This window comes from Streptomyces sp. NPDC001606 (assembly GCF_053596835.1).
On sequence record NZ_JBSFHC010000004.1, the window covers coordinates 418,446 to 428,449 of the forward strand.

At 74.1% G+C, this 10,004-nt stretch carries 10 protein-coding genes; 4 read left to right on the forward strand and 6 right to left on the reverse strand.

What is annotated here, in order from left to right; translation table 11 throughout:
- Positions 1-67: 67 nt before the first annotated feature.
- On the forward strand, positions 68-448 hold the full coding sequence (locus tag ACWCV9_RS11610; protein WP_385843061.1) for a tetratricopeptide repeat protein: 381 nt from the start codon (positions 68-70) through the stop codon (positions 446-448).
- 26 nt (positions 449-474) lie between these two features.
- On the opposite strand, the gene ACWCV9_RS11615 is transcribed toward ACWCV9_RS11610, so the two are convergent.
- Both ACWCV9_RS11615 and ACWCV9_RS11620 read right to left on the reverse strand, forming a co-directional pair.
- A complete protein-coding gene (locus tag ACWCV9_RS11615) occupies positions 475-771 on the reverse strand; it encodes a DUF6343 family protein (RefSeq protein WP_450785758.1) in 297 nt (98 codons plus the stop codon).
- Between the two features lie 91 nt (positions 772-862).
- Complete coding sequence (locus ACWCV9_RS11620) at positions 863-1,483, reverse strand: RNA-binding S4 domain-containing protein (RefSeq protein ID WP_450785760.1); 621 nt, start codon at positions 1,481-1,483, stop codon at positions 863-865.
- A 159-nt stretch (positions 1,484-1,642) separates the two neighbouring features.
- Here ACWCV9_RS11620 and ACWCV9_RS11625 point away from each other — a divergent pair, with 159 nt between their 5' ends.
- Entirely contained in the window at positions 1,643-2,338 is a 696-nt protein-coding gene (locus ACWCV9_RS11625) for a uracil-DNA glycosylase (RefSeq protein ID WP_450785762.1), read from the forward strand.
- 23 nt (positions 2,339-2,361) lie between these two features.
- Here ACWCV9_RS11625 and ACWCV9_RS11630 read toward each other — a convergent pair whose 3' ends face one another.
- Together ACWCV9_RS11630 and ACWCV9_RS11635 are read right to left on the reverse strand one after the other, a co-directional pair.
- A complete protein-coding gene (locus ACWCV9_RS11630; RefSeq protein WP_450785764.1) occupies positions 2,362-2,814 on the reverse strand; it encodes a GNAT family N-acetyltransferase in 453 nt (150 codons plus the stop codon).
- A complete protein-coding gene (locus ACWCV9_RS11635) occupies positions 2,811-3,236 on the reverse strand; it encodes a RidA family protein (RefSeq protein WP_450785766.1) in 426 nt (141 codons plus the stop codon). The genes ACWCV9_RS11630 and ACWCV9_RS11635 overlap by 4 nt, the downstream gene beginning before the upstream one ends.
- A gap of 206 nt (positions 3,237-3,442) precedes the next feature.
- Here ACWCV9_RS11635 and ACWCV9_RS11640 point away from each other — a divergent pair, with 206 nt between their 5' ends.
- Positions 3,443-4,243, forward strand: coding sequence for a nucleotidyltransferase domain-containing protein (locus ACWCV9_RS11640; RefSeq protein ID WP_450785768.1), 801 nt, complete (start codon positions 3,443-3,445; stop codon positions 4,241-4,243).
- Positions 4,244-4,342: 99 nt separating this feature from the next.
- On the opposite strand, the gene ACWCV9_RS11645 is transcribed toward ACWCV9_RS11640, so the two are convergent.
- Together ACWCV9_RS11645 and ACWCV9_RS11650 are read right to left on the reverse strand one after the other, a co-directional pair.
- Positions 4,343-5,611 carry an McrC family protein gene (locus ACWCV9_RS11645; protein WP_450785770.1) on the reverse strand — a complete coding sequence of 423 codons (1,269 nt, stop codon included), beginning with the start codon at positions 5,609-5,611 and terminating at the stop codon, positions 4,343-4,345.
- Entirely contained in the window at positions 5,608-7,692 is a 2,085-nt protein-coding gene (locus ACWCV9_RS11650; protein ID WP_450785797.1) for an AAA family ATPase, read from the reverse strand. The genes ACWCV9_RS11645 and ACWCV9_RS11650 overlap by 4 nt, the downstream gene beginning before the upstream one ends.
- A 340-nt stretch (positions 7,693-8,032) precedes the next feature.
- On the opposite strand from ACWCV9_RS11650, the gene ACWCV9_RS11655 reads away from it, so the two are divergent.
- Entirely contained in the window at positions 8,033-9,916 is a 1,884-nt protein-coding gene (locus ACWCV9_RS11655; protein ID WP_450785772.1) for an FUSC family protein, read from the forward strand.
- The last annotated feature ends 88 nt before the right edge of the window (positions 9,917-10,004 follow it).

Sequence of the window (10,004 nt, forward strand, 5' to 3'; positions counted from 1 at the left end):
GTCCGGGGTTGGAATACCCGTTCCCGCGGGGGCGTTGAACCGGCGCAGCGAGGGAAGGATCTCTGCCGTGCCCGAGACCAGCGGTTCCACCGGAAGCAGTCCGGAGACGCATGTCATCGACTTCCGTGCCGCCGAGCAGTTGCTCAACGCACGGGACCCGCGGGGTGCGGTGAAGCTGCTCGACGGCGTCATCGCCGCGCACCCCGAGAACACCGCGGCCCGCCTCCTGCGCGCGCGTGCCTTCTTCGCCGCCGCGCAACTGCGGCCGGCGGAGCTCGAGTTCACCATCGTGCTGGAGCGCGAGCCGGACAACGCCTTCGCGCACTTCGCGCTGGCCCGCACCTACGAACGGCAGGGCCGCCCCGACCAGGCCAGACGGCACTTCCGGCTGGCGGCCGCGCTGGACCCCAACCCGGACTACCTGAAGGCGGCCCGTTTCGAGGACTGAGCGGGTCTGTCGGACATGCGGGGCGGTCAGGGGTGCCGGTGTCGTGGCGGTCCGGGATACGGAGGTCCGCTGTCCGGCGGCCGGTACGGCGGTATGTCCCGGCCCGGCTGGTAGTGCGGGCCCTGCCGCATATGTCTGACGATCATGGCCAGGTCGACGGTGGCCACCAGCCACAGCACCCCGCAGGCCGCGGCCCAGCCCGGGCGGCCGACCAGCGCGAACGCCGCCGTCCCGAAGATCGCCCAGGTCAGACCCCATACGCTCAGCCAGAACCGGGCCCGCAGAGCACTGCGCGCGGTCGCCGGTTCACTGCCTGTACGCATCGGATCACCACTCCTCCCTGCAACGTACTCTTCGAGAACGCGGCGCAGCAACGGGCTGCGGGAGGACTGGGAACGAGCGTGCCGGGCCGGCTCAGCGGCCCCTGCGTGCTCCCTCGCCGCCACCGGATCCGCCCGGACCGTCGGGACCGGCGGCGCCGGTGAACCCGGTGGTGCGGCCGAAGGCGGCGAGGCCACGGAGGCGTTCCATGTCGCGGCGGTCCCGCTTGGTGGGGCGGCCGGCACCGCGGTCGCGCAGACCGGCGGGGGCGACGGCCTCACGGGGCGGCGGCGGAGGCGAGTTGTCGACATAGCACTGGGTGGCCACGGGCGCCCCGACCCGCTTGCGGATCAGGCGCTTGACGATCACGACCCGTTCCCGGCCCTCGTGGCGCAGCCGGACCTCGTCCCCGATGCGCACCGAGTAGGCGGGCTTCACCCGCTCGCCGTTCACATGCACATGCCCGCCACGGCAGGCGGCGGCGCCCAGGGAACGCGTCTTGATCAGGCGCACCGCCCAGATCCAGCTGTCGATCCGGACCGTCTCACCGGCCGCGGGTCCGGCGGCCTCCGCGGCGGCCACCGCCGCGGCGATCTTGGGGTCGAGCGGCTGCCCGTCGGAGGCACCGGGGGCCGCGGCGTCCGGGGCGGCCTTCACCTCGCCCGGTGTGCCGGTCCCACGGTTGTCGTTCTCGTCCGCGTTCTCGGAAGCCATGGTCCGACCTTAACGCGCCGAGCCCGGCGATCCGGACGGGTTTTCCGGCGACCCGAGTTGAAGAAGGGGCCGCTGCCGGAGAAGAGAAAGGGGCCGGTGCTGGGGAAAGGTACCGGTGCCAGGGAAGGGACCGGCGTGGATCGGGCATACCGTGGTCGTATGGACGACAGCAGCGCCCTTGCCCGGCTCGATCGGCGCATCGCGGGCTGCCGGGCCTGTCCCCGGCTGGTCGAGTGGCGGGAGGAGGTGGCCAGGACCAAGCGTGCCGCGTTCGCCGACTGGACGTACTGGGGGCGCCCGGTGCCGGGCTTCGGCCCCGCCGACGCCCGGCTGGCGATCATCGGGCTGGCCCCGGCCGCGCACGGCGGCAACCGCACCGGCCGGATGTTCACCGGCGACCGCTCCGGAGACGTGCTCTACCAGGCGCTGTACGACGTGGGGCTCGCCTCGCAGCCCACCTCGGTCCGCGTCGGCGACGGCCTGGAACTGTACGGCGTCCGCGTCACCGCCCCCGTGCACTGCGCCCCGCCGGCGAACAAGCCGACCCCCGGCGAACGCGACACCTGCCGGTCCTGGCTGGTGCAGGAGCTGACCCTGTTGCGTCCGACGCTCCAAGCCGTGGTCGTGCTCGGCGCCTTCGGCTGGCAGGCCGCGCTGCCCGCGCTCGCCGAGGCGGGCTGGACCGTGCCCCGGCCCCGCCCGGCGTTCGCGCACGGCACCCGGGTCGCGCTCGACGGGCTGGACCTCTTCGGCTGCTTCCATGTCAGCCAGCGCAACACCTTCACCGGCCGGCTCACCGCCGAGATGCTGCGCGAGGTGCTGCGTACGGCGGCGGGCGTGGCGGGGCTGGCATAGCCCGCCGGTTGCAGGGCGGGTGCTCAGGGCCGCCAGACGTAGCGCACGTCCGGCTCGCGCTCCTCGTTGCCGCTTCCGTCGGTGAACTCGACGGCCGAGAAGCCGTGCCGCTCGTAGAAGCGGTGGGCGGGCTTGTTGACCTGGAAGGTCCACAGGGTCAGCCCGCCCGGGGAGCGCTCCTTGGCCAGCGTGACGAACCGGTCCCCGAGCCCCCGCCCCCGCCACTCGGGAGCCAGATACAGCTGGGACAGCAGCTCGCCGTCCAGCACCAGCACACCGACGATCCCCGCGCCGGCCGCCTCCGCCACCCAGGTCTCCCGCAGCGGCACCACGACCCGACGGAAGTGTTCGCGCACCTCGTCGTCGGTGCGCGGCCGGACGACCGTCGGCAGGGCCGCGGCGAAGGACCGCAGCCAGACATCGGCGGCGGCAGGCGCGTCGGCCGCGACGGCCCGCCGGAGTACGACCTCGGTCATGACGGCGTCCCCTGCTCCCGTTCCTCCGGCACCACGGCCGTCGCCGTGATCTCCACCAGCTGCTCCGGGTAGCCGAGACAGCTGACGCCGAGCAGCGTGGAGGAGTGCGGTCCCGTGCTCAGGCCCGAGGCCTCGACCACCTCCCAGACCGAGGACAGCACCGCGGGCTGGTCGGTGACGACGTAGACATCGGTCGTGACCACGTGCGCCAGGTCGCTGCCGACGGCGCGCAGCTGCTCCGCCAGATTGGCGATCACCTGCCCGGCCTGGACCACCGGGTCACCGGGGCCGACGATCTCCCCCTTCTCGTCGAGTGGCACGGCCCCCGCCAGGAACGCGAGCTTCGTCCCCGCCTCGACGACCGAGGCATGGGAGTAGACGGGGGGCGGGAACAGAGCGGGGGCGGTGACGCGTCGGATCACAGGGCTGCTCCTCGAACGGACGGCGGGCAACCGTCCGAGGATCGCCCTCATCGCCCGCGACCGCATCCGGATTTCCCGCCCGCCCCGCCGCTGCGGGCGGCCCCCGTGCCCCCGTTCCGTCCGGCTCGCCGCCCGGAAAATGCCCGCCGTCACCGCTGACCGGGGCGTACGCTCCGGCGGGAATCCGACCGACCCGCGGAGCGTCCATGCCGTCCCTGCCGTGCACGCCGTCCGAGCCGTCCGACCCCGACCAGGACTTCCTGGCCGCCACCGCCGACCGCCTCGCCGCCCTGCCCACCGTCCGCGCGGTCGCCCTCGGCGGCTCCCGCGCCCAGGGCACCCACCGCCCGGACAGCGACTGGGACCTGGCCGTCTACTACCGCGGCCCCTTCGACCCGGACGACCTGCGCGCCCTCGGCTGGGAGGGCGAGGTCTCCGAGGTCGGCGGCTGGGGCGGCGGCGTCTTCAACGGCGGGGCCTGGCTGAGCATCGACGGCCGCCGGGTCGATGTGCACTACCGCGACCTCGACGTGGTCGAGCACGAGCTGGCCGAGGCGGAGCAGGGCCGCTTCCGGGTCGAACCGCTGCTCTTCCATCTCGCCGGGATCCCCACCTACCTGCTCGTCGCCGAACTCGCCCTCAACCGGACCCTCATCGGCGATCCGCCCCGCCCGGCGGCCTATCCGGAGAGGCTGCGCCGGACCGCGAGCGAGCGCTGGCACGGCACCGCCCGGGCCACCCTCGCCTACGCGAAGGCCCACCACGCCCCCTACGGCCGCCTCACGGAAACCGCCGGCGCCATCGCCACCGCCGCCGCCCAGGCCGCCCACGGTGTCCTCGCCGCCCGCGGGGAGTGGGTGACGAACGAGAAGCGGCTGCTGGACCGCGCCGGCCTGCGACCCGTGGACGGCATCCTCGCGGCACTCTCCCAGGGACCGGACCCGGACACCCTGACCGATGCGGTCGGCCGGGCCGAGGCACTCGTCGAGCGGGCCGGCCGCCCGTGAACAGGGGATGAGGTCAGGCGGGGGAGAACGCCTGCGGTGTGCGGTCGGACGAGGCTCAGGCGGGGGAGGCGGCCTGCGGTGTCCGCGGTCCGACGACGCTCAGGCGGGGGAGGACGTCTCCGGTGTCCGCGGTCCGACGACGCCCCGGACCGCCGTACCCCGCGCCGGTTCCTCGCCGGCCCCCATCGAGGCCGCGATGCGGTGCACCGCCGCCAGGATGTGCGACGGCTCCGCGTCCAGCTCCAGGGCGTGCTGGACGATCACCGTGCCGGTGCCGCGGACCGTGTGCCGGGTCTCGGGCGCGCCGCCCCGGGCGTAGACCAGATGGCCGGCCGGCAGACCGAGCGCCACGCAGTAGGCGAGCATCTGGTACAGATCCGCCTCGGGAAACCCCTCCGGCCGCTCCGCCTTGTACTTGGCGTCTGCCACGGCCACCGGCGCCCCGTCGTCCGCGTAGTGCACCAGGTCCGGCCTGAGCACGACCGCGCCGGCCTCGTCCAGAGAGTGCCGGGCCTGCGCGCGGCAGCGCCCGCCGTACGCACCGAGCGCCTGGGCGAGCGCGGCACACACGAAGTCCTCGAAGACCTTCGCCAGGTCGAAGAGGAAGCCGTCGACGCGTACGTCACCGTGCCGGTGCTCCACCGACGCCCCGCGCAGCACCAGCTCCGCGAACCGGCAGGGGGCCTGGTAGCGGGCGTTCAGCCGGCTGGGCCGCCAGTCGGGCAGCGGCCGCCCGGGCACCAGGGGAGTGACACCGGCGAGCCGGGCGCGCAGCCGCAGCAGCCGATGGCGGACGGCTCCCGGAACCTCCGGCAGGCGCAGCAGGCGGTCCGTCGCCGCGAGGAGCAGCCGGTTCTCGGCGATGTCGGTGGTGAAGTCGTCGTACGTCACCTCCACCGGCAGCGGAATGCCGTGCCGCCGTCGTATCTGGTCGGCCGTGCGGATTCTCCCCCGTACGACCGGAAGCGCGTCGTCCACCGTCCGGTACCCCTGGAGCAGTCCCTGGCGCAGGGCACGGTCCGCCAGCCGTTCGAAGGCGTGGGCGAGGGCGGGCAGGACACCCGGATGCACTCCCGTGTCGACCAGCTCCTCGTCCGTGCGCCAGCCCCGCGTGGGGTCGGCGGCGTACCCGAGCAGGAAGAAGAGGCGCCCGACCGGCAGCTTCGGCGCGATGGAGATCTCCACGCCGGCGATCCGCACCACTCCGACCTTGGCGAACGCCCGCACCTCCCACTGCTCCGGGTCGTCAGGAGCGGGCCGTGCCTCGACGACCCCCGACCGGGCCAGGCACTGCCCCGTCGCCGGGGACAGCCGGGCCGGGACCCAGCCGCCGTGTTCGGTGAGGTCGAGCCGCCGGGTGAACGTCACTCGTCGTCCCCACCGGTCCGGGCCTGCTCCGCGGCCACCGCTCGCCGGATGGCCTGAAGGCCGTACCGGCGCTCCACATCGGTGCCGTCGCCGTAGTGGTGCTCCTCGAGCAGCGGCAGGATCGCGGTGCGCCAAGTCCGTTCGAGACCTCCCTCGCGATAGACGGAGTCCCGCATCAGATACGACGGACCGATCTTGAAGTCCCGGTCCTCGATACGGGAGTTGAGCACCCGGTGCAGGGCCGCGACGTCCTCTGCGAAACCGGGGTGCTCCCGGGCGATCCAGGCGGCGAGCAGGCCGCGGGTGGGATCGTCGTCCGGATGCAGCGGGAGGAAGGCGAAGCGGCGGCGCATGGCCGCGTCCACGAGCGCGATGGAACGGTCCGCGGTGTTCATCGTGCCGATGACGAAGAGGTTGGACGGCATGGTGAACTCGCCCTGGTACAGCAGGTCCACCGGCCGGGTGCGGTACTCCAGTACGAAGTACAGCTCGCCGAACACCTTGGCCAGATTGGCCCGGTTGATCTCGTCGATGATGAGGAAGTGGGGGGTGTCCGGATGGGCCCGGGCCGCCGCGACGAGGTTGAGGAAGGGACCCTCGCGCAGCTCGAAGCCGAGCGTTCCGGCCGCCGCATCACCGTCCTTCTGCTGAACGGGCCGGTAACCTGCGACGAAGTCCTCGTAGGAGTACGAGGGATGGAACTGCACGAGCTTCACCGCGCGCCGGTCGCCGGCCAGGTGCTCCGCGATGTGCAGGGCGAGATAGGTCTTGCCGGTGCCGGGCGGCCCGTAGAAGATCAACTGCTTGCGGTCGGCGAGGAGTTCCCGCACCTCCTCCAGCCACTCCGGGGTCACGAGCAGCTTCTCGGCGAGGGCGGTGGTGGGCCGCGGCAGCGTCACCCCCGGGCTGGGCAGCTGCCGGGGCGCCTCCTCCTCGGGGCCGACGTCGGCCGCGTCGGCCAGCCGCCTCACCTGGTCGAGAAGCGGGGTCAGGTCCACGACGTCATGGTCGCTGCCGAGCTGGGCCTGGAGTTCCTCGGGCAGCTCCCGCTCGGCGATGGGGACGGTGAGCCACCGCACCGGGCGCCGGAGCCGGGTGCCGCCATCGGGGCGCCGCTCGACCTCGGCATCGGCCGTGACGGTGCCCAGCCAGAGCCGGCCCTCGTCCACGACCGCGACATGATCGTCCGGGCGCATCAGGTTCAGGAAGCGGTCGAGGTCCTGTGCCGTGCGCGCCCGCTGCTGCTTCGACAGGGTCCGCGCATAGCGGTTCTCCACCAGCACCGCCAACTCCTCGAAGGAGCTGGGGCCGGACAGGTGAGCCAGGTCCTGGTCCAGGCGCAGCGAGCAGAAGCCCTCGTCCAGCCACTCCTGCCCCCGGGAGCCGGAACCGACCAGCCAGGCGTTCCGGCCGCTGCCCCGCCGGGCGTCCTCGCTCGCCAGCGCCTGCTTCAGCTCCGCCACACCGGCCCTGCCGTCCTCGCCCGGCACTCCCTCACCGGCGAAATGCTCCGCGTACTCCCTGATCTCCCGTTCGTCGGCGTGGATCTCGTCCGGCACACGCCCGTCCTCGCTGAGCACCCGGTGCCAGCCCTTGGGGCGGGTGCCCCACAGCCAGGCGGCGAGCCGGGAGCGGTCCAGGCCCGTCTCGGCGGCCAGGTCGCCCAGCGCGACCCAGCGGCCGGGGCGGACGGCACCGCAGAGCCGGGCCGCATAGGCGTAACCCAGCTGGTGCGCCCGCCAGTAGGTGAAGGCCTGTCTGCCCCCGGCGAAGAACCCCTCGGGGTCGGGGTGGGTCTTCAGCCGCTGCCGGGCGAGGCCGGTCGCCGACCAGATGCCGTTGCGTTTGACGAGCATTCCGGCGAGCACACAGTCGGAGGTCTGCCACACCCACGTGTTCTGCCCCTTGGTCTCGTTCGCCGTCGGGCGGACCTCCAACTCGTCGGGATCGAGCGGGAAGTCGGCGACCACGCGCTGCCAGAGTTCGCTGAAGTGCAGCCCGTCCGGCTCCTCCGCGAGGATCTCCATCGCCCGCCGCAGACGGGGCTTGGCGCGCGCCAGCAGCGGGGGCGGGGTGGGCACGGTGTTCAACTGCGGACTCCTGACCTGACGCGGACGGATACGAAGGAACGTGACCTGGCGGGCCGGGCGGGCGCGGTGAGCCGGCTCACCGCTGACCGCGTCCGGCTGCGGTCATGATTGCGTTCATAAAGAAACCACCCCGCCCCGCCACCTTTCACGCCCCCGAAACATGATCGCCCCGTTCCCGCCGGGCAGGGGACCTACCGTGGAAGCACGGCCCGCCGGCCACCGTCGTCCGAAGGCCCCGCCCGCCCTCGTACGACCTGAACCGTGCCCCTCGTACGACCGCGAGCCCCGACGCTCGTACGACCCGAGCCTCGACGCTCGTACGAACCCGACCGTGAACAGGAGCCCCGTGTCCCGGCCCGCCGCACCCCTCTGGCTCACCCATGCCCTCCGTGCCCAGCGCGGGCCCGTGCCATGGAACGCGGTGACCCGGGGTGCGCTCGCCGCCGGGCCGCTGGCGCTCGCCGGAGTGCTCACCGGCCGCGTCTCCCACGGCGTCATCGCCGCCATCGCCGCGATGCTCGCCGGCATCAACGACCGCCCCGGCAGCAGGCGCGCCTCCGTCAAGCGGCTCGGCGTGCCCGCGCTGGCCGGTGCGCTCGGACTGCTCGTCGGCTCGTACGCCGGTCAGCTGCTCGGCGCCGTACCGCTCACCCTGGTGCTCACCGGGCTCGGGCTGTTCGCCGGCGGCATCAGCGCCGTCGGGCCGGTCGCCTCCGCCGCCGGCACACAGCTGCTGGTCACCGCGGCCATCGGCGCCGGGACCCCGGCGGCCGACAGCGGCTGGCAGCGGGCCCTCGCCTTCACCGCCGGGGCCGGCTGGCTGCTCCTGCTGCGGCTCGCCCTGCCCACGCCCGGGTCGCTCGCCGGGGACTTCCGGTTCGACGGGGAGCGGTCGGCGGTCGCCGCCGTGTACGACGCGATCGCCGCGTTGCTCGACGCGGCCGGCGGTCCGCAGGCCACCGCCCGGCGGGCCGCGCTCACCGCCGCCCTCGACCACGCCCAGGACGCCCTCGCCGGACCCCGGCTGCGCCGGTACGCCAGTTCCGCCGCCGAGCGCCGGCTGCGCGCCCAGTACACCGCCGCGCTGCCCCTCGCCGAGGCCGCGACCGCCCTGTTCTGGGCCGGGGAGCCCGTCACGCCCCGCGCCGCCGAGGGACCACGCCGGCTCGCCGCGGCCGTGCGCGGCAACACCGGCACCGGCCCGCTGCCCGCGCCGCACCGGTCCGCACCCGCCCTGCGCGCCCTGGACGACGCCCTGTTGCACGCCGCCGAGGCCTTCGACGGGGGCACGGCCGCCGACCGCGGACCGGTCGGCCGCCGACGCGGTCTCCGGGACGCCGCGCGGGCCGCGTACGGAGTCGGCGGACGTGAGTACGGACTGCGCGTCGCCCTGTGCTTCGGCGCCAGTGCCGCCATCGCCCAGGCGCTGCACCACACCGGCTGGTACGGCCACCACCAGCACTGGTACTGGCTTCCGGCCACCACCGTCTTCCTCGTCAAGCCCGACCTCGGGCCGCTCGTCTCCCGGGTGCTGTGCCGGGCCGCCGGGACCGTGCTGGGCGCCCTGGTGTTCGCCGGGTTCGCCGCGCTGCTGCCCCGCCCGGCCGGGCTGATCGCGCTGGTCGCGGTGTGCGGAGCGCTCGTACCGGTGGCCACCCGGCACTTCGCCGCGCTGACCGCCGTCGTCACCGTCCTGGTGCTCGCCCTCGTCATGGTCGGCGGTGAGCCGCAGGCCTCCGCCGGCCGGATCGGCGAGACGCTGCTCGCCTGCGCGCTGGTCCTGGTCGTCGGACATCTGCCGATGCCGGGCGAGCGGGGCGCCCAGGTCCGGGCCCGCCTCACGACGGCCCGGAACGCCGCGCACGCCTATCTCACCCACGTCCTCGGCGAGTACGAGTCCCGAGCACCCGTCGAGGACGGCGGGTCCGGCGACACCCGCACCGAGCGCTGGGCGCTGCGCCGCGAGGCCTACCGCACCCTCGGCGAGGCCCGCACCGCCATCGCCCTCGCCGCCGCCGAACTGCCCGCCCTCGCCCGGCACACCGAGGGAACGGAGACGGTGGCCGACGCCCTGGAACGGCTCGTGGACACCACCACGGCCTGCGCCGTCCATCTCGACGACACCGGCCGCCTCACCCCCCGCCACCTCCGGCAACTGCGCCAGGCACTCGACGCGTTGGGGGAGCGGGAGATGCCGCTGCCGATCGCCGCCTAGGTGTATTGCCCTGTGAGGTTGGGGACGCGGCTGGCGGGTGGTTTGCCTGCGAGCGCGGTGTGTCCGCGGTGGTGATTGTAGGTGTGCA